This window comes from Lactobacillus sp. ESL0791, assembly GCF_029433255.1.
Classification (GTDB): domain Bacteria; phylum Bacillota; class Bacilli; order Lactobacillales; family Lactobacillaceae; genus Lactobacillus.
This window is the reverse complement of the sequence record NZ_JAQTHU010000001.1, coordinates 102794-127374: the sequence shown is the minus strand read 5'-3', so window position 1 is coordinate 127374 and position 24581 is coordinate 102794. Positions and strand designations below refer to the sequence as shown.

Genomic DNA, 24581 nt, shown 5'->3' with positions numbered 1-24581 from the left:
TTACTTGCTGACGCCGGTTAACGGTGATGAAGCAACGGCGCCATGTTCGATTACCCGCCCCGGGCCGGCAAGATAAGCTTTCCGGCCACCTTCAACTGCTAAACGAAATGCCTCAGCCATCAGCGGAATATTTTTGGCGGTGGCCATTGATGTATTAGCCATGATTGCATCAGCCCCCATCTCCATTGCTTCAGCAGCCTGGCTCGGACGACCAATTCCGGCATCGACGATAATCGGCACGTCAATTTCATCAATCAAAATTTGAATCAGTTCTTTGGTTGCCAAGCCTTTGTTGGTTCCAATCGGAGCAGCAAGCGGCATAACAGTTGCTGCTCCCGCAGCTACTAACTGGTGAGCGGTATTTAGGTCTGGTAAAATATACGGCATAACAATAAAGCCTTCTCCAGCCAAAACTTTTGTTGCCTTGACCGTTTCAGCGTTGTCCGGCAGCAAATATTTTTTATCGGGAACGACTTCCAGCTTGATAAAATCGCTGCCGCTTAATTCTCGGGCCAGCCTGGCAGTCCGAATTGCTTCTTCGGCGTTTGTTGATCCCGAGGTATTCGGCAGAATCGTCACACCTTTAGGAATATAATTTAAAATATTTTCTTTAGCTGTGCTGGTCCGCCGCAGGGCCATTGTGATAATCTGTGCCTTAGCATGTTTAACGGCGGCGTCGATTAAATCATAAGAATACTTTCCCGAACCTAAAATAAAACGGGACGAAAAAGTATGTCCGGCAATTGTCAATAAATCTTCTTTTTTCTCATCTGTCATAATTTTTTCTCCAAATTCTTTTTAAAATTATTAAAGTTCAGCTACACCTAAAAGCAGCTGCACAATCACATTGGCTTCATGTCCCGCACAAATCATGACGCGCGGAGCCATCAACCCCTCACTACCTAACGATACCCGATCACCAGCTAAATAAACGTTGGGAGCAATTTTGCTTGTTTTAATCGCATTGGCGCTGTGGATTCCAGCCATACCCGAGCCCATTACTAGGGGTTTATGCGGAAAAATTGTCTGGGCAGTTTCTAAAAGCATCGCCTTAGCTGCGGGATCGTCAAAGGCCTCACAGATAATATCGGCATTTTCAAACAGCCGCTGTACATTATCCTGCATAATTTTTTCCTGCACTGCCATGACATCCACAAACGGATTGACTTCCTGCAAATTTTGCTTCATTGCCGCTACTTTGGGCATCCCCACCTGGCTAAACTTAAACTGTTGACGATTGAGGTTGCTTAATTCAACCGTATCAAAATCAATCAATGTCAAATGCCCGACACCAATACGGGTTAATGCAAGTGCAATATTGGTGCCCAAACCGCCGCAACCTGCAATCACAACATGAGCTTGCGCGAGCTTGGCCGTTGACCCTGCAACGTTTCTGTCTTTCATCTCCGCATACACATCTTCAAGCGGGATTCCCTGCAGCGTAATTTCTGTTATTTTCTTCATCGCCTAACCACCACCAACAAAGGAAATTACCTCAACCTTATCATTTTCACGCAAAAAAACTTGGTCAAAACTAGCTCGGTGAACAATTTTGCCATTGAGTTCAACAACCAAATTATCAATCGGTGCTTTGCGGTCAGATAAAAAAGCAGCAACTGATTTGCCAGCCAAATTTTTTTCCTGCTTACCATTAACAGTAACCAAAAAATAACCCCCTTCTTCGCTTACTGAAGAAAGAGGCTATTACGTTTTTATCTTTTAACTAAAATAGGCTATCCTTAGTTAAAGGATAGCCCGAAATTAAAATCAATTAACAGTCGCTCTTCCTTCGGTAGTACAAACTACATCAGGTTCGATGGGTATAATCTCAGTCAATTATGACACCCCAGACGAACTTTAAATATTTAACTAAAGTAGGTATAACAAATTATTTATCAACTGTCAACAACAAAATAAGCGATTTCTTTGATAGCGGTATTTACTCTTTTGACTAAAATACAGAAACAGTTTGTTAAAACTGCTTGCAAACAGTAACTATATATCAAGTTATTGATAGTAATTCCTTTACACAGTTACTTTCTGTCATTGCAAATAGTGAGACTTTTTCGCTATAATTAACTTGCAGAAGTTTAGAGGGCGGTGGCTGTTTTCTAGAAAGGAAGAGATGCTTATGGCACGAAATCTGTTTAGAAAGAGTCCCCTGCTTGTCTGTTTACCAGGCCATCAGCTTAATGCTGGATTTTGGCACGTTGCTTATAGCCCTTGTCGTTTTGTTCGACAAGCACAACAAGAAGTAGACATGAAAAGACCGTCCCACTTTATAACTTTGGCGAGTTATAGGACGGCCTTTTCAGTCTAATATAATTGCCACCGCCTTTTAAGCGGCTGCTAAAGAGGTTGCGGCTTTTATATTGCCGGACCTCTTTTCATTTACAAGTATAACATGATTGTGAAGAAAACCAAGCAAAACTTCCTTCTTAACATCAGAATAACTAATATTGATCTTATCATCACCAACAGTTAAAAAACAAATATTTTTATAAAGTGAATTCTTAGTAATTTTGCTATTAAGTATATTAACATTAAGCTGACCTGCTATCTCATACAGATAACTTTCGAACTTTACTCTGTAAAAAATTATTTTTTGTAAATGTAACACTAGCAATGCAAAAATTTTACTTCAAATTAATATTAGCCTGACGAAACAGTTCTCGCCGCATCTCTGCCGGAGTTTGGTGGTAGTATTCATTGAATTTTTTATAAAAAAACGATTTGCTTGAATATCCTACCCGGCTGATAATTTCCTTCAAAGAAATATTGGGCTGAGCCAATAGATTGCGTGCTTCCTGCATCCGGCGTTCATCAACGTGTTCGACAAAACTTTTTCCCGTTTTCTGCTTAACCAGATTGGAAAAATAGTTAGGATTAAGCGCAAAATAATTAGCCGCCTGCGTCAGCGTCACGTCTCTAAAATGCACATCAAGATAGTGATCAAGGGCAGTTCCGGCAAATTTATTATGGCTGAGAGCAATTGAACTAAGCAGGCTCTGTTCCTGCAACGAAAGAATCACCACAGTCGTAACTTCGGCAACAATCAAGCTGCGAACAAACACTTCGTCATTCAAATAATCGTTAAGCAGTTTCTGCATTAATTGGGATGGCTGTGAAACCTGCGTATTTTTAAACAGCAACAAGCCATCCTGATTTAACTTGGTCAGCAGTTTGGCAATAATTTCATCTTCGCGTGCACTTTGATAAACTAAATTTTCCAAAAAACTCTGATAATTAAAACTGGGCTTAAACTTTATTTTGGCTAAAATTGTTGCCGCCGGTTGCTTAACCACCTCATATTCTTGGCGCGGATTAAACAGCAGCAAATTGCCCGCCCCTAAAGTGAGAATTTTGCCATTTACCTTAATATTAGCAGTCCCCTGCACCTGATAGAAAAGGGTGGCAGTATTAGCACGATACCGATGAATCCCAGCGTTATGATTTTCAAGGTAGACGCTGAACCAGTCAAAGGCTCGCGTTCCAGCGAGCAGGCGCAGCTCATTGACATCATTACTTGCCTTTAAAACGCTTGTCAGATATTGGTTCAGATTTGTCATCGGTTTGGGCCATCTCCCTATTTTTCGTCAATTCTATTTTCCTTATTATATTACAAATTAGGCGATGCGTACGCTTTCTTCATAAATAGACAAACTAAAATGTTTCATGTAGAATTAAGGCAACATAGCGGGGTGCTGATACGGCTGAGAGATACCCATTGAACCTGATTTTGGGCAATGCCAAACGAAGGGAAAAATGATTGAACTTCTACGCCGTCAAGCAGCCCTTGACGGTTTTTTATTTGGTAAAGAAAATGGCAGTAATAACTAGTAAGAACTTAACTTTTTCGTATGATGACAAAACTAACATTTTAGACAACCTGACCCTCAGCATCCCCAGCGGCAAGTTTTCCCTTTTAATTGGGCCGACCGGCTGCGGCAAATCGACCTTTTTAAAATTGCTAGCAGGACTTTACCCCAAATACGCCGGGAAGGTTAGCGGCAAGATCGATGTTGGTGGTCTAACACACGCGATGATGTTTCAAAATGCTGGCGAACAGTTTACGATGCGGACGCCGCGTGAAGAAATAATTTTTGCATTAGAAAATTTACGGGTTTCTAAAGAAGATTATCAAAAACGCCTTATCCAAGCCGTTTCTTTCGCCCAGATTGACGACCTGCTTGATCAAGCAATTGTCACCCTTTCCGGCGGGCAGCAGCAAAAGGTTGCCTTAGCGGTTTTAATGGCAATGGATGTCGACCTTTTTTTACTGGACGAACCCTTTGCCAGCTGTGATAATGCATCAAGAAAATTTTTAATCAGTAAACTCGCGAAACTGCGTGATCAAGGCAAAACGATCATCATCAGCGATCATATTCTCAGCGATTACCAGAACGTCTGCGATGCAATTTTTAAATTTACCGGACAAAAAATTGTACCGGTAGACGCGAAAGAACAGCAGCACCTGCTTCAATCGAGTACTGCAAAAGTTACTGGCACTTTTGCTCTGCCGACCGTAAATCTGCCTGCTGCTTTCAGCTTCACCAATACCGCAATCAGGCAAAATCATCTTCTGCTGCAGCAAGAAAAGCTGACAATCGTTCAAGGGAAGGCTATCTTGCTGACGGGACCAAACGGTGTTGGCAAAACTTCTCTATTTAAAGCCTTAACTAAGATGCTGCCCTACACCGGCAGCCTGACATACCAGGATAAAGAAATCAGCAAATTGTCCGACCGCAAGTACCTGCTGCACGTTGCCCAGATTTTTCAAAATGCCACCGATCAATTTCTCAGTGTAACCGTGGAAGATGAACTCAATTTAAGCAAAAAAAACTGTAAGAATTCTTTTTTTACCGACAAAAAAATCACGCAGGCATTAGAATATCTGGATTTAGACCGCTGTCTTGACCAAATAGTCTACTCTCTTTCCGGTGGCCAGAAAAAGAAGCTGCAAATTTTGCTGATGCTGCTTTCGGATCAAGACGTGCTCTTAATTGATGAACCCCTGAGTGGGTTAGACCACGAATCGAGCAAGAAAATTATTCACCTGCTGCAGGAAAGTCAAAAGGAGCGCGGGCAAACAATCCTGCTTATCAGTCATGAATTAACACCCGAACTCTGTGACTGGTGCGACTACCACCTTGAATTTAACCAGCAAAAATTAACGTATACAAAGGAGGCCGCAGAATGAATCCCAGCCTAAAATTTCTGTTGGCATTTATTATTTCCTTAGAAGTATCATTGAAAACCAGCCTGACAACGAACATTCTGATCATTCTGTTTTCAATCAGCTACCTAATTTTCAAACGGATCAAATTGAAAACTTTGCTGCTGCTTTTAGTCGTGCCCTTCATTGCAGCCTTCACAATTTTTGCCACCCTGTTCTGGTTTGCACCCACACCCAATCTTTATTATGCCCTGAGTTTGTCTAGCCGGGTCTATGTGTACACTTTGACCATCTCCTGTGTCACAATCAACACGGATGCCACCACTTTTGCTCGCTCACTGGAACAGAACCTCCACTTGCCGAGCAAATTCGCTTACGGTGTCCTTGCTGCACTCAATATTGTGCCCCACATGAAATTAGCCATCAAGCAAATTAGAACGGCTGGAATGATGCGCGGCGTCTACCTCAGCTTCTGGTCGCCTGTACTCTATTTTAAGGCAATAATAGTTGCCCTTAATTCTGCTGAAAATCTGGCTCAAGGCATGGAATCACATGGCTACGTTGAAGACCAGCCGCGATTTACAATCATTACAATCCCGCTAAAAAAGAGCGATTGGTTTGTTACAATTGGTCTGCTGCTTGTCGTCACAACCTGCTTATTCATCTTCAAGTAAAAAACGCTGTTTCCAACTGGAAGCGCGTTTTTTATTTATGATAAGGACTGCCGCTGTTAATCATAAAAGCGCGATAAATTTGTTCAAGCAGCACTACCCGCATCAACTGATGAGGCATGGTTAACTTGCCAAAACTAATAAGGTCATCGGCCCGCTTGTTAACAGCCGGACTTGTTCCCAGACTGCCGCCAATCACAAAGGTAATATCCGAATGGCCATAGGTCGTCAGTTCTTTGATTTCCTGTGCAAACTCTTCACTGCTTCTTTCCTTGCCCAAAATTGCCGTAACGTAAACATATTCCTTTTCTTTGATTTTGCTCAAAATGCGCTGGCCTTCAATTTCTTTGACCTGCTCCTGCTGGGCCCTGCTAAACTTTTCCGGTGCTTTTTCATCTGGAACCTGAATTATCTGAACCTTGGCAAAACGACCTAATCTTTTCTCATATTCGGCAATGGCATCCCTGAAATACTTTTCCTTCAGCTTGCCGACACATACAATCTTGATCTTCATACTTTTATTTTATCCCCTGCTGTCCACCGTTTCCACCCCACTTTTCCACATCTGTGTAAAAGCAAAGCCCATATTTTGGGGCGAATAAACATTCTACCCATACAAAATGTGGTTGCTCTTTTTATTCAATTTTTTCTCAAAAACTTAAACACAATTAGCTTCTAGATCCGATAATTTCACAAACTTTTTACCACAAATGCTGTTATACCAACTTGAACAGTTGTTTGCTCACGAAAATCTTCACTAGTATTTACACACAATTAACAGGTTATCCACAAATGATTCTTCTGATTTTATTTAGTTTATGCACAATCCACAAAGTTATCCACAGTTATCAACATCCTAGCGGCTTTTAGCAAAAACTTGACAAACATTATTTACGAACTATTTAGTGTTACTCAGTTATAAAGTTAAGAAAAAGGCGATACTTGCAAGTTAAATTGCATAATATCGCCTTTTTTAGTTGTTAACAATGAATATTCCCCAAGTTAATCACCTTGAAGTGTAACCCGGATGTCCATAATCTTACCATTACGATTAACCGTTAACTCGACGGTATCACCGATTTTATGATTATACAAAATGCTGTGTAACGAAGCAACATCCGAGACTGACTTCTTGTCAACCTTAATTATGACATCGCCGGTTTTGATTCCGGCCTTAGCCGCTGCATCGCCTCTAACTACCGAAGCAACGTAGATTCCATCTTTCAGTGTAGACTTAATGCCAAGCCGCTTACGGTAGCTTGCCGGAATTCCTTGAAGCGCAATAACCTTAACCCCCAGCTGCGGCCGCGTAATCTTACCGTTTTTGACCAATTGGTTAACAATTGTTACCACCTCGTTAGACGGAATGGCAAAGCCCATCCCTTCAACCGAAGTTCCATCACTCGATTGTGCCAGCTTCATCGAATTAATTCCGATTACTTGGCCAGCAGAATTGACTAGGGCACCACCAGAGTTGCCCGGATTAATGGCCGCGTCAGTCTGAATAACGGTTTGTTCATTGGCAGCCGACGTGGTGATATTTCTGCTTGGTGCTGAAATAATTCCCTGTGTGACCGTTGAGGCGTAGGCACTGCCTAAGGGCGAACCAACCGCAATCACAGTTTGTCCGGCCTGCAGGCTCTTAGAATCGCCAAATTCGGCGGTTTGGGTAACGTACTTGGAATCAATTGCTAAAACAGCCAGGTCAGTTGTGCTGTCGGTGCCGATTGTCTTAGCATTGACTGTTTTGCCATTAGCCAGCATTACTTGAACCTTATCGCTGCCGGTAACAACGTGATTGTTGGTCACTATGTAACCCTTGCTGCCCGACTTCATGTAAATAACACCGGATCCCTCACTGTAAGTCTGCAATTTACCCTTTTTACTATTGCTGCCATTATCATCGCCGTTATCGCCAAAAATATCGTAAAGCGAATTACCGCTGGTCGTTTCACGTTTCATGTTGATCACCGACACAACAGCACCCTTAACATCATTATAGGCAGGTGTCATTGCTCCACTGTTTTTGGCACTGTCTTTAGAGGTCTTGGCGCTAGTGGAGCTGATACTTGTTTGCGCGTTGCTGTTATTATTTGCGTTATTCACCTGATCAAGCGCGGCATAAGAAACGCCGCCGCCGAGTAAACCGGCAACCACGCCAATAACTGCAGTTTTGACAAAAATACCTTTATTAGAAGTTTGTTTTTCTACCATACTTTAATTTTTCTCCTTTGGTTTTTAATATACTAAGAAAATTTGAAAAAATCATGAACAGTGTTGTTAAATTTTAATTAAGTTTGTCGGCTCTCCAGCGCTGGTGCTGATAATCTGCACATCACTGTCTAAGTTGGCGTCCCCATCAACCAGCATCTGATGGGCCGTTTGGTAGGCCAGCAGCTTGGTGTTATTGTGCTCGCTGCGGTGAGCCAAAAAAATATGCTTGGTCCTTGGTGAAACCACGTCAAGCAAAGCCTGCCCCGCTTCCTCATTAGACAGATGGCCGACATCCGACAATATCCGTTCCTTCAGCGGCCAAGAATACGGGCCGTTACGCAGCATCATTGTGTCGTAATTAAACTCCATCAAATAGGCATCTGCATCCTTAATTGTGCCACGAACAACTTCCGAAACATAGCCAGTATCTGTTAGAAAAGCCATCCGCTTGCCGCTGCTGGTAAAAACATAGTACTGCGGTTCGGCTGCATCATGACTGGTAGCAAAAGCAGTGACGTCAAGATCGCCAAAAGTTTTGGTCTGGCCCGGCTCAATTAGATTGACCTGGTCTGGCGGGATCTTACCAATCTTATCCGTATCACGCAGATACTGCCAGGTCCCGCTGTTGGCAAAGGCATTGAGCTGGGGATAACGCCGCATCAAAACACCAAGCCCGCCGCTGTGGTCAGTATGGTCGTGACTTAAAAATACCATATCAATATCGGTGATCGCCACACCTACCTGTTCCAACAGCTTTTTTGTTTTTTTACCGGATAAGCCGGCATCCATTAATATTTTGTGTTCATTAGTCTCAAGCAGACTGGTATTGCCACTTGATCCGCTTGCCAACACCGAAACCCGCATTAGCCATAACCTTTCTAATCGTTTCCCATATCATACGAATTATTCGTCTGCAGCACCTGCGCTGTAAAGGCGTTAACCCGCTTCAGTGTAATATTCTTGGTTGTCTTATTCTCAACCCAGATCAGCCAGCTCGGCAGCAAGATTGTGTTACCGCGTACCTGCGTTAATTTTGAATAACCCAATTTGATCTGCATTACCTTGGAATTATTACCAATCTCCCGATCAGTGTACATCGCGCTGACCGCACGCCAAGCACTAATGATCAACTGCGGCTCGCGCACGGAATTGACCGGCCCCATGTAGGAAATTGTATAATTGTCGATTTGCTTGTTATGAACCGTAACAAGCAATTGGGCGCCATTATCGTAAACCGCGCCATAGTTAGAATTCTGCACAAAACAATAGCTATCATTGCCTGACATGCTCGCTTCATACTTAAATTTTTTCCCATAAGGCACGTTCTTGGGATCATTCTTGAAGTCAATAATCTGCTGCAGAATGTCCTTGCTATTGCCATTTAATAAAACCGCCGTCTTAGGCGTAGCGGTTAAGTTGTTATTGCTTTTTGAATAATGGGCATTCACCTGGCTCAAACTGCTGATTTTCCCGGAAAGATAGTCACGATTCTTGGCAGCCAAATAGTAGCCCGATTGCTGCTTATGGGAAATCTTACCCGGTAAGTCAATGCCATCAGCCCGCATCTCAATCCGAATATTTGTCGCACTGCTGGTGTTAGTATCGGCGTTGCTCAGGCTGACTGGTGAACGCAAAATTTCCAGTGCCAGATAAATATCAATTAGGGCAAAAATAATTAAGAAAAGCCATTCAATTCGTTTTCGATCCATGATTATTTCACCCCATTTACTCGCTGCGGACTTTTTTCTAATAGCGAAAAGTCCTGCTTTTCCCATTCGGCAAGACTACGCCACTGGCCGGCGATTTTTAAGTAGTAAGTCGGCAGCAGATTAACTAAGTCGCTGCGGCTGCTGTCTTTCTCAACACCACAGCCCACGATAATCCGCTGAATATCCGATCGTTTCAAGCCCTTGGCAGTCAACTGATCCACCACGCTTTCGGTTGACGGCAGCGTTCTAGTCTGGCCGTCGAAAGGAATGGGAATCTGCAGGTTGACACTGTTAAAGGCTACAAGCACAGACTCGGCTGAAAAGTCAGTCCGTACCTGCACATCGTGCCGGTTCAAAAAAACGGGAATACCCTCAACATAGTTGGTATAACTGACAACCCCGCTGTCAGCATCGAAAAAGCGCAGATCCTGCTCACTTAAGCCAATACGGTGAACATAATAGACACTATTCACCAGATAATCAGCAGGCGCAAGCGATCGTACCTTTTCATAACGTGTGTATAAAAAATTATTACTGTCATTATTAGCAGCAGGAACCCGCAGCTTATTGTAATAATTTAGGGAATAGGTTGTCCATTTATTCTTAGTCGTCCGGCCGGCCACCTTGGCCGTACCCAGCAGCCGCGAAACAAAGTAAGAATCTGATTGTGTATTGGTCAGATAACTGTAAATATGCCAGTGCGTTGGTTCAAGGTAAAATTCGGAATAGCCGCTTTTCAGACGAACAAATTTGATCGGTGTTTTATTTTTGGCATTCTTAGCATACCGCCGCAGAGTTGAAAAATCAGCCTTCTTTAAGCCAATCCGGTAAATTGTATTGGTTTTATCATTAGCGGCGTAAAACCATTTATTGCTCGCTGAAATAAAAATACGGCGAAACTCATGGTTTTTATTTTTGGTATTTTCACTGTTAAACAGGTCGACGGTAATCTCATCAGGATAGGCCAGCTGCAAAAAGTTGGGATTATTCAGCAGACGATCATATTTTGCTGGACTCGTACTGACCTTTTTAAAAGAAGAAAACTTGACGTTTCTTATCTCTCTAGTAAATTCCAGCGACAAGTTATTCTTGGAATCATAGAGCCGGCACAGCTGGCCCTTTTCAAATTGATAAGAACTTGTTGGCATGTAAAGATCATACACGGACTTGTTGCGCCGGCCACGGATCTGGTGCTGGGTGACATTATTGGCCTGGTTAATATGACTAAAGTATTGGTCATTGCTCATGACGAACACCCAGAGAACAATTGACAAAATGAAGACCGAGAGTGTGGCAACAAGCAGCAGTGCATCCCTGAATTTAAATTTAAACTTCATCCCAGTCATCCTCCTCACTCATTGGCTCATACGGCAGCGAAATATAAAAGACCGACCCTTTGCCTTCCTTGCTGCTGGCCCAAATTTTACCATGATGAGCGGTCACGATTTCCTTAGCGATCGCTAAACCCAAGCCGGTACCGCCCTGAGCACGCGAGCGTGCCTTATCAACCCGGTAAAAGCGGTCAAAGATTTTATTTAAATCCTCGTGCGGAATGCCTAAACCTTGGTCGGCAATGCTCAACACCACACTCCGCTGTTCCTGCTCCAGCTTCACCGTAATCACGCCGCCATCTGGGGAGTACTTGATAGCATTGTTCATAATATTATCGATTACCTGAATCATTTTATCGGTATCGATTTCCACCCACAAGGCCTGTGGGCTCAATTTGCGCCTGATCGTGTATTTCTTCTTGCCCTGTTTTTCGTCATTTTTCACAATCATGTCAAAGCGGTCCAAAATATGGGTGACAAAATCATTGAGGTTGACCCATTCAAAGTCAATCTTGGAAACACCGCGGTCCATGCGTGACAGGCTGAGCAGATCATTAATCATGCGGATCATCCGCTCAGTTTCCTCCTGGGTTACCTCCAAAAACTCCGGAGCAACATTGGGATCCTTCCACGCCCCCTCGTTCAAAGTTTCAATGTAGGCATGCATACTAGTCAGCGGGGTTCGCAATTCGTGCGACACATTGGAAACAAACTGCTTCTGCGAATTCTCATTTTTCTGCTGTTCAGTAATATCGTGCAGAACACAAACACTACCGGAAACAAAGCCGGTCACCCGCTTAATGAGCGAAAAGCTGGCATGCAAAATCACTTCATCGCGACTGTTCTTATTAAGGGTTAAAACAATCCCTTTTTGACTGGAAAGCAGATCTTGCGAGCTTTCTTTTAATCCCAAAACCTCGGCAATCGGCTTATTCAGGACCGCACTCTTAACGGTACCCAAAAAATCTAGGGCCATCTGGTTAACCACATTGACATTGCCGTGCCGGTCGGTTGCTAGCACCCCGTCACTCATGTGGGACAAAACACTGTCCAACCGCCTCTGTTCACTTTCGGATTCTTCCTGCGAACGCTCAATTCGTACCGACAAGGTATTAAAGGCTTGGCCTAATTTCCCCAGCTCGTCATTAGAATAAATTTTCACCTGGCTGGAGTAATCGCCGTCGGCAATACTAAGAGCCTGCCCCTGCATCTCCTCAATTGGCCTAGTGATGGCGTGCGAAACGACTAAGGACAGAACCGCTCCCAAAACCGCAGCCACCAGCGACGTAACCAGGAACATCACAGAAATATTGCGCAGGTTATTAAAAACCCCCTGCATCGAGGCCCGCACGTAAATCGCACCTACGGTGTTGGCAGACCCGGTTCCAGAATTGAGCGGCGTCACCTGAATCATATAATCACCATTATTATTGATAATCTTGGTGGCCTGCTGACCCGTTGACGTCACCTGTTTGACGGTAATATTGTTAACCCGCTGGCCAATCCGGCCCTTGTCGTTAAGGCTGGAAACAGCACGGATGATGTCCTTATTGTCAACAACAATAATCTCACTGATTGTGTTAGTACCATTGTTATAGTCGCTAACAATTCGATTCAAGTTATAGTTAGTCCTTTTCCCGTCGTGCGTTAACTGATCGGTCAACTGGTTGGTGACGATCGGCGGCACCTGAATTGACGACTGAAAGTTATCGATGCTGTTTTGTTCAAGCTGCCGGGTAAAATACGCACCAATTACTTCAATTGTGGCAATAATCATCAGCATAAAGACAACCGCCAATGTGGTGTTAATCGAAATAAATGAATGCTTTAACTTATTTTTTATTTTCTTTATCATTTTCAATCTCAATACAAAAAAGCCATCATGCTAAACAGTTTGATGGCTTCCTTTATTATTCTTCGTTCGGCTGCTTTACGTAATAGCCAACACCACGCCGCGTCAACAAAATTTTCGCCTGAACAGGATTATCTTCAATCTTCTCCCGCAACCGGTGCACCGTTACGTCGACCGTGCGAACATCACCAAAGTAGTCATAACCCCAAACGGTCTGCAGCAAATGCTCCCTAGTCATCACCTGCCCCATATGCTGGGCCAAATAATAAAGAAGCTCAAATTCACGGTGGGTTAATTCAATCTTTTTACCATTTTTTTCTACTATATAAGCATCCGGCATGATCACTAAGTTACCAATTGTAATATTTTTATTCATTTGTTCCTGATTGGTTTCCTCTACCTTTTTAACAATATCGCGGCGACGCAAATTTGCTTTCACACGCGCGACAAGTTCACGGTTAGAGAAAGGCTTAGTAACGTAGTCATCGGCACCCATTTCCAAGCCCAAAACCTTATCAATTTCTGTGTCTTTTGCAGTTACCATGATGATTGGCATATCGTGGGTCTGCCGTACCTCACGGGCGACCTCCAGACCATCTTTTTTCGGCAACATCAGATCTAGAATCATCAGATCAGGATTATACTCGTCTACTTTTTTTACGGCTTCTTCACCGTCATAGGCAGTGTCAACGTCGAAGCCCTCTTTCGTCAAATTAAATTTAATAATATCAGATATCGGTTTCTCGTCATCAACGACAAGGATTTTTTTTGGCATCGAATTGCCTCCTTTGCTTTATATTATACTGATTTTTATAGTATTAGCCAAAAAATCGGATAATTTTAATAAAAAAACTTGCTTTTTTCCTAAGATAATCGCATAATAATTACTGGTTCTTTACCATTAAGTTAAAAATTTAAAAATACGGGTGGCTAGCTCAGCTGGCAGAGCAACGGACTCTTAATCCGTGGGTCCAGGGTTCGAACCCCTGGCCACCCATAAAGATGATGGATAGCGCTGAAGAAAGTAGGCGCTATTTTTTTGCAAAAAATAGAAGCCGCAAGATAACAAAGTTCGTTATTTTACAGCTTGTACTTTAGGACCCATTTGACCTTTATTTAACCAAGTAACTTATTTTTGATTATTTAGTATTTTTGCATGCCCTTTCAACTTCAGCATCACTTAAATAATTTAAACTAAACGGTTTATCAGTTATAAAAATTCCATAGCAGTGCTGACCAGCTGCTGCACCGTGACGCATAACCTGACCCTTGGGACCGAAAACAAATGAACCGGGACCATAATACTTTTCCGTTTGATCATATTGTGACTGATTACAATAAACACCATTTAAAACATACATCCCGTGTGAAAAAGTATGATTATGCCATTCAGTAATATGCGTTTCAGGGTAATCAATCAAATAAACACAGCCGCCAATTTGTTCTGGCGTAAGTATATCTTTCAAATACAAATGGATATGCCCATTTTCTTTATATGGATACCAAATCTGCTGCTCATGCTTTGAAATTACTGTTTTATCCAGCCCAGTAGTATTTTCTTTAATAAGTATTAGAGCATGGATTGATGACTTAGAGTCAACAATAAAGCTGGTGCTTAAGCCAGCTGGAGCAACAATACTAGTATTGTCACCACAAGTTGTGGCGTTAACCCGGAGCTTTCCACTAAACAAAATGATAATTAAGTTGTTTTTCTTATTCTGCCATTTGAATGTTTTATTAGCAGGAATAACTACATCATAGATGCCAATTTTATATTGGTCAAAGTTAACATATTCGCTTTGATAAATGCTCGTATTAAGTAAGTTTGATTGGTACAGTAATTCCTTTTTACCTGAAGTAATTGTTTTAATCATTATTATTTTTCCCTTCACTAATTTAACACCGTGCCATCTTTGGAAGCGACAAAAGCGGCATTGATATCATTAAAATCAAAAAACTTAACTAACTTATCAAAAGGAAATTGTCCTTTTTGATAATACTTGATCAATTTTGGAATAAACAATTGTGAGATCGCATCTCCCCGTCAACTACACCGGAAATCTTTTTGGATTCTGGCAAAAAATCGCCTATTAAATCAAATTCAATCTTACCACCGATTCCGATCAAAAGACATTCGCCAGCAGTCTTCAAAATATGGACCGCATTTTTAATACCTGCAGAAACACCGGTAGTATCGATCGCATAATCTGCAAATGATAATTGTCCGAAAAAGACTGACATATCGTCCTGTCAACGCATTAAAACAATTGTCGATTATTCATTATAGTAATGAATAACCTTAAAAATATCTGAATCTAATTAAGGTATACCGTGTTATTTCTTATGAGCAAATGCTCATGGAAACCGATAAAGCTGTTTCTTTACCCACCAATAAAACTGATCAAAGTAGTTGCCAGTAAAAATGATAATATTAAATACTTCTCGCTAGAAGAAGAGATTTTTTAAATTTAAATTGATCTATCCAAAAATTAATCCCAATCCAATTATTCATGCCTTAATTTACTAATCATTGACTAGTTAATAATTCTTGTTCTCTTCTACTTATTAGCTAAATATAGAAATTTATTTTATAAAATTGCTTGTAATATTAATTATTCATGATAAAATGCTTGTTATAAAATAAATCTGAGGAAGCAGAGTAATTGCTTAGTTATCTTTAAAGAGAATCGGCGCTGTGGTGAAAGACGATAGATAACGGTAATGAACATGGGCTTTTGGAAGAAGACTGCTGGTAAATATTCAGCTGGCAGCGGAGTTGCATCCGTTATTAATGCAGGCTATTGATTGATAGCCAGTGAGGTTTATCGCGTGAGTGATAAACAAATTAAAGGTGGTAACGCGAGCACTCGTCCTTAGTTAAGAGGATGAGTGCTTTTTTTGTAGGTGAATTTGGAGGTATGTGATGAGTAAAACAGTTTTCACCAATTTTAATTTATTTGACGGTGCCGATAATAAAATTACGGCAAACAGCTACCTGCTGGTTGACGATGAAACCGGTAAAATTACCAAAGTCGGCTCCGGCACGGTGCCTAAAGCAGAGCAAACGGTTGATTTAAAAGGTAAATACGTCATGCCAGGCTTGATGAACTGTCACACACACATTGTCAATGACCCGCTGACCCCTGATGGTGATCCTCAGGCAGGTGTGGTTGAATCTACGCTGCGGGCAGTTCAGCACCTGCATGACCTATTAAAATCCGGCGTAACCTACATTCGTGAATGTGGCAGCACTTATGAAATTGACATTGCTTTAACCGAGCTGATCAAGAAAGGCAAATTAACTAATGTCCCAGAAATTCTGCCTTCTGGACATCCCTTCTCAATGACCGGTGGACACGGCGATGAAGCTAATTTTGGCCGCTTAGTTGATTCCCCTGATGAGATGCGTAAAGGTGTACGTGAAGAAATTAGGGCAGGTGCCAGAGCAATCAAGCTAATGGCAACCGGCGGCGTGATGACCGAAAATGATGCACTGGATCAGCCGCAGCTGAGTACGGCCGAAATGCGCGTTGCTGTTGAGGAAGCACACCATAAAGGCTTTCCGGTTGCGGCCCACGCCGAAGGCAGTGCCGGAATTTTAAACGCAATCAAAGCCGGAGTTGACAGCATTGAACATGGCTTCTATGTCAACGACGAAGAAATTGCGTTGATGCTGAAGCAGGGAACCTACCTGACACCAACTATCGTTGGCGCGTGGGCATTTATCGAATATGCTCCCGGTAAAATTCCCGAATGGGAAATGGCCAAAATTTCTGCAGCATGGAAAGATTTACGCGGTAACATCACAAAGGCTAAAAATGCCGGTGTGCCAATCACCTTGGGGACCGATGCGGGGACACCCTTTAATGACTTCACAATGACACCGCAAGAGCTGCCATTGTTAGTTGAACAAGGTTTTACTAACTTTGAAGCACTGGAAACCAGCTGGAATTGCGCTAAGTTAATGCGAATTGACGATGAATACGGAACTTTGACTACTGGTAAATACGCTGATTTCCTGGTTTTGGATAAAAATCCACTGGAGGACATCTCAGCGGTAGTACAAAAAGATAAGGCCGTTTATAAAAAGGGCCACCGTGCATACTAATTAAAAAAAGTAAATATTAAGCATCTTGAAAAGCAGAGTAACTAACTTTAACTGGTAAAGAGAAGCGACGATTGGTGAGAAGTCGCACGGGATAAACTAGTGAACATGGGCTTGAAATGATACCCGTTAGTGACAATTAACTAACGGCGGGGCGGCAGCCGTTACCAGTGCCGGCTATTATTTGATAGCCACTAAGGTTTATTATGTGAATAATAGACAAATTAAAGGTGGTAACACGAGCACTCGTCCTTAAATAAGGATGGGTGCTTTTTATTTAAAAAATATAAAAGGTAGAAAAATGAATAAAAAAACTAGAAACATCATCATTGGAATTGTCGTTGCTGTTGTTGTCGTTATTGCTGCTTGGTTTGGCTTCGGCCCTGGCCTTGGCAAAAAGCAGGCAAATAAGGTCGTAACCGTCGGCGTAGTTGGGGAAGGCAAGCCGGAAGTGGCAATTTGGAATCAGGCGATTAAAACCGCCAAGGATAAGTATGGTGTAACAATCAAGATTAAAAACTTTACTGATTATAATCAGCCTAATAATGCCCTAAAAAATGGCGATATTGACCTCAATTCCTTCCAGCATTACGCTTTCCTTGCTGCCTGGAACAAAGCTAATCACGGTGATTTAGTAGCTATTGGTAAAACTTCAATCAACCCGATTAGACTATATTCAAAAAAATATCATAAATTAAGCGACATTCCGGAAGGAGCAACGATTGCTGTTCCTAACGACGCATCCAATGAATCACGCGCCCTTTACTTGTTAAAAAACGCTAAATTGATTAGCTTACGGCCGAAGACCAAATTGGCAATTGTTGCGGATATTGTTAAAAATCCGCGCCATTTAAAGATCAAAGAAGTGGGCGGGGAGCAATGCGCCCGGGTAATTACTTCCGTTGCTGCTGCCGTTGTCAACAACACTTTTGCATTACCAGCTGGCTTGGGCGACAAGGAAACCCTGTTTGTTGAGCCAACTAATCAGGACTCAAGACAGTGGATTAACATCATCTGTGCCAGAAAATCACAGGCAAAGAATCCGGCTTATCAGGCAGTGGTTAAGTCTTACCAAACTGCAGCAACCAAGAAATTATATAAGAAATATTACGGTAACCGGCAGATAGCAGCGTGGGATTTTACACCTAAAAATAACCCAAAAAGCAGTAAGTAAGCATCGATTACTCAATATCTAAAACAAAAGCAGCCTTTGTCTGATCTGAATCTCGATCAGCAAGGACTGCTTTTTAATTGCATTGATAACCATAGCCAAATTTTTTAAGAAAATTTAGCAAAAGCCTTGTAAATTCGCTAAATAATTGGTAATATACTTAATTGTCGGCTGGTATTAGTTGACAAAGAAGTGGGTGGCTAGCTCAGCTGGCAGAGCAACGGACTCTTAATCCGTGGGTCCAGGGTTCGAACCCCTGGCCACCCACCATAATAAAGATAGCACTGCAAGTAGTCGGTGCTTTTTTTGTGTTCTAAACAGCCAACAGCGTTTGTCCTGACGGACAAGCGCCTTTTTGCTTTTTTCCGCCAGTAATAATTTACAAAAGCAGAAAACTAGAGTAAAACGTAATCCATAATATCATTAACAAGTTATATGATTAGCAGGAAAAAAGTATGTTTAAGAATACCAAAAATAAAGCTAGTTTCTTAGAATTTTTACAAAAGCAAACTTTACCGAATGCAAATGAGCAAGCAATAATTGACATGGCAATTACCGAACTCATGCATAAAGAAAACGAATATCGTGTCCGTCAAAATATGATAGACGAATTAGAGCTGCTTGCCGTCAAAATGAAACTGTCTAAAGAAGGCGTAAAATTGCTGACAAAATTAAGCAAGCCTGATGCTGACAGCGACATTGCCCAGACATCAACCACTTGGTTTCATTAATTAAAAATAAAATTATTATTGCTTTTTTATAAATCATGGTGTACATTTATTAACAATCATTTCAAAAACAGGGTTAATAGCTACGAGGACAATCTTATGGAGAAAACAAATTTTGAAAAGAAGAGATTTAAAAACAAATTGCTCCTAGGAATAGAAGCTGCCTACATTAGTGTGCTTATTCTGTCGTTAATCTTTAATTTTAAACTATTTATCCATCTAGCTGCCTTTTTGCTTCTAGTAACAGTTGTCGTGGGAGTTTTTGAATTATTTGAAAATCATAAAAAGATCAAGGAACAGAAACAGTTTGATAACAAATATAATTCATAAGCATCTTTCTAAGGAAAATCATGAGCGACAATTCAAATTACAAGTTAAAAACAAAGGCACCCAAGGGGACATATACGGATGACAAAATTATGAGCTACGAAGAAGCGATCGGCTTTAATGCCACGCCAACGGATTTTGTCCTAGTCAACGAAGTTCCACACAAAGTTCGTGCTTTTTTTATCATTATGCTTGCAGTTCTCCTGCCGCTATTTATTAGCTTTAAGGTAGGTGAATCTAATCCAGAAAAATTTGAACAGTTTCTTATGATTGGTTATTGTGTAGCCATGCTTGGGCTTGCTTTGGGGTTAATTTATTTCATCACGACAACGGCAACATATATTTTATGTTTCAAAGAAGACGGCCTGCTTTTGCTAGGAATCAATAAAGCCACCACTTATTTTTTCAACGGAAAAAACAAATTCATTCCTTTAACAGAAATAAATGAAATTAGTGTTGGTCCTTACAAAGGCGTTATTCCCTTCAAGTTGCGGTATACCATGAGTCAGGTAAAAGTAATCAGCATTGCTACTAAAGAGGGGCATCGATTGCAATTAAATGTCAGTATCATGGGCTATTCTAATAGCCGCAAAAATCTAACCAAAAATCGTGATTATCTTGAATCATTGGTGCAGCAAATGCAGACAAAATTATCCCCAGAACCATAAAAAAGATGTGCTATGAAACACATCTTTTTGTTTGTGTATTTTATTTTTAACAATTCTTCAATCAAGTTAGAAATCTCATCTTCTTTCAAATCATCAGTCAACTTATTATTTTTACTATAAAAATTTTTATCTTGAATTCGTATTACTTTATAGACTAATATTTAGCTAAATAGAATTCGATCTTATAAATAGGAGGTAAGAATAATGAAACTTTCTGAGCTTAAAAACTTGATCATGGTTGTGGACGAAAAGAGTTTTTCTAAAGCCGCTAATAAATTATACATTTCGCAGCCATCATTAACTTTTTCAATCAAACAACTAGAAAAAGAATTAGGCAAGGAATTAATTAAACGTAAGCGTGGTGGACGTGATTTAACACTTACTCCAGATGGTAAATTTGTTTACGAACATGCCAAAAAAATTATGCATGAAATTGACTTAATTATTACTTTTGAAAAAGGTGTCCACGAAAAAGTTAAATTAGGTATTCCATCAATCATTGGTGCCAATTTATTTCCTAAAATTGTTCATAACATTGATACCAATCTGCTTAAAAATATTGATTTAATTGAAACCGGTTCTGCTCATATGAAAGAGCTACTAATTACAAACAAAGTAAAAATAGCAATTATGGGATCACTGAGACCTATAAGCAAACATAATAGTTTTGATTCACACTTCATCATGAAAGATAGATACGTATTGTTCGTGCCCTCTAATCATTGCCTAGCTAAACGAAAAAATGTCAGTTTTTCAGAAATTAAGAATGAGAATTTCATTTCAATGGGCAATGATTATCTTCAATATTATGTTCTCAAACATTTATTTAGCAGTGAACACATCGCTCCTTCTGAGCAAAACGTAACTATTTCAAATGAATTTGAAACCGTAAATGCATTGATTTCTAACGGTGCTGGTCTCGGCATCATGACTACTTACTCTCTTGGACAAAGTAAAGGAATAAAAATGGTACCACTAAAAGAAAATATTTATTGTTATTTTTATATGATCTTTAAAAAAGAGAAGTATCTTGACTCATTAGAAAAACAGGTCAAAAATAGCTTAATAAATGCAGATCTTGGTAAAAAGTTAGTCACATTTGCATAAAAACTATATCTCATGGCTCCTATAAATATCGATAATGATATTTATAGGAGTTTTTTATATTGTAAATAAAATACTAGTATTTTATTTATTGATAGAAAGCGAATACAATTCATTTAGGCTATGAAAGGAGGTAAGGTTTTGGCAATATTTTTTTCATCTATTTCAAGCGTTATTTCAATTTTACTAATGATTACAGCGGGATATTTCTGCCAAGCAAAGGGGTGGTTAAGTAAGCACTTTTCAAATTCAATTTCAAATTTATTAATGAATATGGCTTTGCCAATTTCAATTTTTGTTTCAATGGTAAATGATCTTAATCCTAAAGCACTATCTAAATTATCAGTTGGGTTATTCTATTCAATTTTATCTACTTTTGTTACATTAATTATCGCTTGGCTAATCGTTAAACTTGCTAAAGTTAAAAAAGGCAGGCGCGGCATTGCTATAATGGTTATTACGGCACCAAATACATTATTCATCGGTGTGCCGATCAATCTCTCACTCTTTGGAGAAACTTCAATTCCTTATGTGTTGGTCTATTATGTAGTTCACATTTTCTTAATTTGGACAATTGGCGTTTATCTAATTGCAATTGATGATCCTACAAATACGAATACTAAGGTTAAATTTGATTGGCATAACTTACTACCAGCACCGGTTTGGGGATTAATAGTGGCGATTCCATTTGTGTTTATCCCGGCACTCGGTAATCTGCTTAAAAGTTGGACCTGCATTACGGTTACCCTCAAAGATATTAGCAATTTGGTTACACCGCTTGCTCTGATTTATATCGGCATTATGCTTAAAAAGTTTGGCATTAAACATATGACCATTGATAAGGATGTATTAATTTCATATTTGGGCCGGTTTATCTTAGTGCCATTAGTTACGGTTTTGTTGTTACTGTGGGGCAATAAATATTTTTATAATATTGGTAAAGTTTTTACGCAAACTTTAATTCTGCAAGCTGCATTACCAGCATTGGCAGTTGTGCCAATATTAGCTGATAGATATCATTGTGACGTTAAATTCGCTACCAACCTAGTAGTATCAACTTCTATTTTGTTTATTATTGTTGTTCCAATAGTTATGTTATTAATTAATATTTAAATTTTAAAGAGGCAATTATTATGGAAAATGAAATGGGTAAGAAATTAAAGCAACGTTTACAAGACCCTGAGGTTTTAATAGTACCTGGTGCTTATGATCCCTTATGTGCAAAAATAATTGAAAAAACAGGATTTGAAGCAGTTTATATGACCGGTTACGGAACGTCTGCCAGTATGCTTGGCGAACCTGATGTTGGCTTGTTAACCATGACAGAAATGCTAACAAGAGCACAAAACATTACCGCCGCTATCAATATCCCCTTAATCGCAGATGCTGATACTGGTTACGGAAACGCCGTTAATGTTATTAGAACTGTCAAGGCTTATGAAAAAGCAGGCGTTGCCGCAATTCAACTTGAAGATCAAGTTGCACCCAAGAAATGTGGTCATATGCTAGGTCGTGACGTAATTTCAATGGACGAAATGGTAGGAAAAATCCGTGCAGCAGTTGATGCTAGAGAAAGCAACAATACTTTAATCATGGCAAGAACAGACGCGCGAACTAATTACGGTCTTGATGAAGCATTGAAACGTGGTAAAGCTTATGAAAAAGCAGGCGCAGACATCATATTTATTGAGTCCGTCGAATCAGAAGAAGAGATGCGAAAAGTAACTTCTAGCTTTAAGAAACCGGTTATTGCTAACATGATTGAACATGGAAGAACACCAATCAAATCACGGAGTGAACTACAGGACATTGGCTATGACTTGGCTATATTCCCATGTGCTTCAACTTTTGTTGCTGCTAAGGCATTTGAAGATTTAATGAAACATCTAAAAGAAGAAGGAACTACAACCGACTATTACGATCATATGCTAACCTTTGAACAATTCACAGATCTAGCAGGTTTGCCAAAAATCAGAGAACAAGAGGAAGAATATAAAACTGGAAGAAAAGCTAAGTACTAATTTTTTAACTTGTTATTAGCACACGATTTCGACACTTTGGTAAAATCGTGTGTTTTTGATAGAAGATTAAATAAGTAAAAATACATGCCTTTAATCAAAAATCGTGATTATCTTGAATCACCGGAGCCGTAAACAAGGCTGCTGAGAAATTAAATCTCCAGCAGCCTTGTTTAATCTATCGTCAATTTTATCTTTTTATATATTAATTTTTAATCTACAGGTTTAATAGTGTCCCAATCCTTTAAATCATCTGGTGTTTGATAATTACCATGCCAGTCTTTAAAAAGTTTTTCAATTGTATTCAGAGCATTTTTAGTCGGGGTAAAAGTTATTACACCTTTAGAATTTATTTTGGGATTATACAATGTTCCCGGTTTAACATTTAAAGATTTAGGTAAAGTAGCAACAGCTGTATTGCCTTGAATCCTTGCTTTAACAGTCATAAATACCACCTCTAATAATTATTATGCATACTTTAATCGCAAAGAAATTTATTTTTTATGTGCCAACCAATAAGAGTAAATTGTTGGCACAAGAACGATCACAAGAACAACTGCTAAAATTATCCAAGCTATACGCATGAATGATGTTATGAGCAAAACAAAACCGCCAATGACAAAGAGCCAGCCTGCTAACCGATGCGTTTTCTGCCAATTATTTTTATCATTTAAAATCCACGATAGCCTAAAGCCTGTGGCACTGTTGGGCTTAACTTTGGGTAAATAATTACCGACCCAAATAAAAACAAAGCCGACCAGTAAACTTGAAATAAGCGCACCCGACATATGATAGCCCAATGCAATGGCATAAATATAAAAGTTCACTACAAGTGACGTCAACGGAATAATCCATAATGTAACGTTAAAAATTCTAAAATTAGAGTTATTTTTTTGGCTACTGTGTTTCGCACACCAGAAAATAAATAACTGCAATAAAAGCAAGACACATGGTGGTACCACGACAGCCACAGGCTTACTAAACCAACCATTAGCTTGATCATTCATACTAAAGTGTGTCGCGATCGTCTGCGGCAGTTTCTGCCATAATAATAATCCCACCACTAACGGCAGCAGTGTTAACAAACTTGTAATTAGCAACGTTCTTTTATAACTAACATTTTTCATCATCATGATCCCCTTTCAGATCAACTAACCAAGCCATTATTTCTTCTAAGATTGATGTGTTTAACGAATAATAAACAAAATTTTTTTCTTTTTCTTCCCAAATCAAATCAGCTTTCTTAAGAATATTTAGGTGATAAGAAATGGTTGCCTTGGTCATATCAAAGTGACTGGCAATTTCGCCAGCTGACAGCCGGCCTTTTTTTAGCAATTGTAAGATTTTCCGACGCACTGGATCCGATAGCGCCTTAAAGCTGGTTTCAAAACTCAAATTTTTTCTCCTTTCTATTTAGATAAAATTCTAATTAGATATTTATCTAAATAGTAGCACATAATTTTGGAAAAGCAAATATCTTAAAGAAAAAAGTAGAACGCTCCGTTTT

Annotated in this window: 28 protein-coding genes, 2 tRNA genes, 2 riboswitches and 2 other annotated features; of the genes, 13 read left to right on the top strand and 17 right to left on the bottom strand. The window is 40.1% G+C overall.

Annotation, left to right across the window (positions count from 1 at the left end):
• The 3 genes from PT285_RS00660 to thiS are packed head-to-tail and all read right to left on the bottom strand — an operon-like array spanning nt 1 to nt 1665.
• Nucleotides 1-777 carry a thiazole synthase gene (locus tag PT285_RS00660; protein WP_277146990.1) on the bottom strand — a complete coding sequence of 259 codons (777 nt, stop codon included), beginning with the start codon at nt 775-777 and terminating at the stop codon, nt 1-3.
• 30 nt (nt 778-807) lie between these two features.
• Nucleotides 808-1464, bottom strand: coding sequence for a sulfur carrier protein ThiS adenylyltransferase ThiF (gene thiF / locus PT285_RS00655; protein ID WP_277146988.1), 657 nt, complete (start codon nt 1462-1464; stop codon nt 808-810).
• Between the two features lie 3 nt (nt 1465-1467).
• Complete coding sequence (thiS, locus tag PT285_RS00650; protein ID WP_277146986.1) at nt 1468-1665, bottom strand: sulfur carrier protein ThiS; 198 nt, start codon at nt 1663-1665, stop codon at nt 1468-1470.
• A gap of 101 nt (nt 1666-1766) precedes the next feature.
• Nucleotides 1767-1859, bottom strand: a riboswitch (TPP riboswitch).
• 333 nt (nt 1860-2192) lie between these two features.
• Here thiS and PT285_RS11395 point away from each other — a divergent pair.
• Entirely contained in the window at nt 2193-2258 is a 66-nt protein-coding gene (locus tag PT285_RS11395) for a hypothetical protein (protein ID WP_374211484.1), read from the top strand.
• 378 nt (nt 2259-2636) lie between these two features.
• On the opposite strand, the gene PT285_RS00640 is transcribed toward PT285_RS11395, so the two are convergent.
• Entirely contained in the window at nt 2637-3569 is a 933-nt protein-coding gene (locus PT285_RS00640) for an AraC family transcriptional regulator (RefSeq protein WP_277146983.1), read from the bottom strand.
• Between the two features lie 118 nt (nt 3570-3687).
• Nucleotides 3688-3780, top strand: a riboswitch (TPP riboswitch).
• A gap of 43 nt (nt 3781-3823) precedes the next feature.
• On the opposite strand from PT285_RS00640, the gene PT285_RS00635 reads away from it, so the two are divergent.
• The gene (locus tag PT285_RS00635) at nt 3824-5200 is read left to right on the top strand and encodes an ATP-binding cassette domain-containing protein (RefSeq protein WP_277150555.1); all 1377 of its coding nucleotides are present in this window, start codon (nt 3824-3826) and stop codon (nt 5198-5200) included.
• Nucleotides 5197-5850, top strand: a complete 654-nt coding sequence (locus PT285_RS00630; RefSeq protein WP_277146981.1) for an energy-coupling factor transporter transmembrane protein EcfT — start codon at nt 5197-5199, stop codon at nt 5848-5850. The genes PT285_RS00635 and PT285_RS00630 overlap by 4 nt, the downstream gene beginning before the upstream one ends.
• Nucleotides 5851-5881: 31 nt before the next feature.
• Here PT285_RS00630 and rlmH read toward each other — a convergent pair whose 3' ends face one another.
• The 7 genes from rlmH to yycF all read right to left on the bottom strand — a co-directional run bounded on the left by rlmH (nt 5882) and on the right by yycF (nt 13728).
• Nucleotides 5882-6361, bottom strand: coding sequence for a 23S rRNA (pseudouridine(1915)-N(3))-methyltransferase RlmH (rlmH, locus tag PT285_RS00625; RefSeq protein WP_277146979.1), 480 nt, complete (start codon nt 6359-6361; stop codon nt 5882-5884).
• 488 nt (nt 6362-6849) lie between these two features.
• The gene (locus PT285_RS00620) at nt 6850-8061 is read right to left on the bottom strand and encodes a S1C family serine protease (protein ID WP_277146977.1); all 1212 of its coding nucleotides are present in this window, start codon (nt 8059-8061) and stop codon (nt 6850-6852) included.
• A 66-nt stretch (nt 8062-8127) separates the two neighbouring features.
• Nucleotides 8128-8925 (bottom strand): MBL fold metallo-hydrolase, encoded by a 798-nt coding sequence (locus PT285_RS00615; RefSeq protein ID WP_277146976.1) that lies wholly within the window; start codon nt 8923-8925, stop codon nt 8128-8130.
• 14 nt (nt 8926-8939) lie between these two features.
• Nucleotides 8940-9770, bottom strand: coding sequence for a two-component system regulatory protein YycI (locus PT285_RS00610; protein WP_277146974.1), 831 nt, complete (start codon nt 9768-9770; stop codon nt 8940-8942).
• A 2-nt stretch (nt 9771-9772) separates the two neighbouring features.
• Nucleotides 9773-11116, bottom strand: coding sequence for a hypothetical protein (locus PT285_RS00605; protein ID WP_277146971.1), 1344 nt, complete (start codon nt 11114-11116; stop codon nt 9773-9775).
• Complete coding sequence (gene walK, locus PT285_RS00600) at nt 11097-12956, bottom strand: cell wall metabolism sensor histidine kinase WalK (protein WP_280927856.1); 1860 nt, start codon at nt 12954-12956, stop codon at nt 11097-11099. The genes PT285_RS00605 and walK overlap by 20 nt, the downstream gene beginning before the upstream one ends.
• 55 nt (nt 12957-13011) lie before the next feature.
• Nucleotides 13012-13728: a response regulator YycF gene (gene yycF, locus PT285_RS00595; protein ID WP_277146969.1), complete on the bottom strand. Its 717-nt coding sequence runs from the start codon at nt 13726-13728 to the stop codon at nt 13012-13014.
• A gap of 149 nt (nt 13729-13877) precedes the next feature.
• Between yycF and PT285_RS00590 the strand changes: the two genes are divergently transcribed.
• Nucleotides 13878-13950 (top strand) — tRNA-Lys (locus tag PT285_RS00590).
• A 142-nt stretch (nt 13951-14092) separates the two neighbouring features.
• Here PT285_RS00590 and PT285_RS00585 read toward each other — a convergent pair.
• From PT285_RS00585 to PT285_RS00575, 3 genes are read right to left on the bottom strand one after another with little or no spacing between them, the layout of a single operon-like run.
• Nucleotides 14093-14827 carry a hypothetical protein gene (locus PT285_RS00585; RefSeq protein ID WP_277146967.1) on the bottom strand — a complete coding sequence of 245 codons (735 nt, stop codon included), beginning with the start codon at nt 14825-14827 and terminating at the stop codon, nt 14093-14095.
• Nucleotides 14828-14844: 17 nt separating this feature from the next.
• Nucleotides 14845-14976: a hypothetical protein gene (locus PT285_RS00580; protein WP_277146965.1), complete on the bottom strand. Its 132-nt coding sequence runs from the start codon at nt 14974-14976 to the stop codon at nt 14845-14847.
• On the bottom strand, nt 14958-15194 hold the full coding sequence (locus PT285_RS00575) for a hypothetical protein (RefSeq protein ID WP_277146963.1): 237 nt from the start codon (nt 15192-15194) through the stop codon (nt 14958-14960). Before PT285_RS00575 ends, PT285_RS00580 begins: the two co-directional genes overlap by 19 nt.
• Before the next feature lie 399 nt (nt 15195-15593).
• Nucleotides 15594-15831, top strand: a binding site (T-box leader).
• A 45-nt stretch (nt 15832-15876) separates the two neighbouring features.
• Between PT285_RS00575 and PT285_RS00570 the strand changes: the two genes are divergently transcribed.
• The 9 genes from PT285_RS00570 to PT285_RS00530 all read left to right on the top strand — a co-directional run bounded on the left by PT285_RS00570 (nt 15877) and on the right by PT285_RS00530 (nt 23077).
• Complete coding sequence (locus tag PT285_RS00570; protein ID WP_277146961.1) at nt 15877-17061, top strand: amidohydrolase family protein; 1185 nt, start codon at nt 15877-15879, stop codon at nt 17059-17061.
• A 16-nt stretch (nt 17062-17077) separates the two neighbouring features.
• Nucleotides 17078-17315: a binding site (T-box leader), on the top strand.
• Between the two features lie 44 nt (nt 17316-17359).
• The gene (locus tag PT285_RS00565; protein WP_277146959.1) at nt 17360-18232 is read left to right on the top strand and encodes a MetQ/NlpA family ABC transporter substrate-binding protein; all 873 of its coding nucleotides are present in this window, start codon (nt 17360-17362) and stop codon (nt 18230-18232) included.
• A 191-nt stretch (nt 18233-18423) separates the two neighbouring features.
• Nucleotides 18424-18499, top strand: a tRNA-Lys gene (locus PT285_RS00560).
• Between the two features lie 185 nt (nt 18500-18684).
• Nucleotides 18685-18960: a hypothetical protein gene (locus tag PT285_RS00555; protein WP_277146957.1), complete on the top strand. Its 276-nt coding sequence runs from the start codon at nt 18685-18687 to the stop codon at nt 18958-18960.
• Nucleotides 18961-19056: 96 nt separating this feature from the next.
• Nucleotides 19057-19287: a hypothetical protein gene (locus PT285_RS00550; protein WP_277146955.1), complete on the top strand. Its 231-nt coding sequence runs from the start codon at nt 19057-19059 to the stop codon at nt 19285-19287.
• A 20-nt stretch (nt 19288-19307) separates the two neighbouring features.
• On the top strand, nt 19308-19952 hold the full coding sequence (locus PT285_RS00545; protein WP_277146952.1) for a hypothetical protein: 645 nt from the start codon (nt 19308-19310) through the stop codon (nt 19950-19952).
• Nucleotides 19953-20156: 204 nt separating this feature from the next.
• On the top strand, nt 20157-21059 hold the full coding sequence (locus tag PT285_RS00540; protein WP_277146950.1) for a LysR family transcriptional regulator: 903 nt from the start codon (nt 20157-20159) through the stop codon (nt 21057-21059).
• Nucleotides 21060-21197: 138 nt separating this feature from the next.
• The gene (locus tag PT285_RS00535; protein WP_277146948.1) at nt 21198-22169 is read left to right on the top strand and encodes an AEC family transporter; all 972 of its coding nucleotides are present in this window, start codon (nt 21198-21200) and stop codon (nt 22167-22169) included.
• A gap of 20 nt (nt 22170-22189) precedes the next feature.
• Nucleotides 22190-23077, top strand: a complete 888-nt coding sequence (locus tag PT285_RS00530) for an oxaloacetate decarboxylase (protein WP_277146946.1) — start codon at nt 22190-22192, stop codon at nt 23075-23077.
• Nucleotides 23078-23286: 209 nt separating this feature from the next.
• Here PT285_RS00530 and mazE read toward each other — a convergent pair whose 3' ends face one another.
• The 3 genes from mazE to PT285_RS00515 are packed head-to-tail and all read right to left on the bottom strand — an operon-like array spanning nt 23287 to nt 24469.
• The gene (mazE, locus tag PT285_RS00525; protein WP_277146944.1) at nt 23287-23520 is read right to left on the bottom strand and encodes a type II toxin-antitoxin system PemI/MazE family antitoxin; all 234 of its coding nucleotides are present in this window, start codon (nt 23518-23520) and stop codon (nt 23287-23289) included.
• Nucleotides 23521-23568: 48 nt separating this feature from the next.
• Nucleotides 23569-24207, bottom strand: coding sequence for an SdpI family protein (locus tag PT285_RS00520; RefSeq protein ID WP_277146943.1), 639 nt, complete (start codon nt 24205-24207; stop codon nt 23569-23571).
• Complete coding sequence (locus PT285_RS00515; protein ID WP_277146941.1) at nt 24188-24469, bottom strand: autorepressor SdpR family transcription factor; 282 nt, start codon at nt 24467-24469, stop codon at nt 24188-24190. The genes PT285_RS00520 and PT285_RS00515 overlap by 20 nt, the downstream gene beginning before the upstream one ends.
• Nucleotides 24470-24581: the final 112 nt, after the last annotated feature.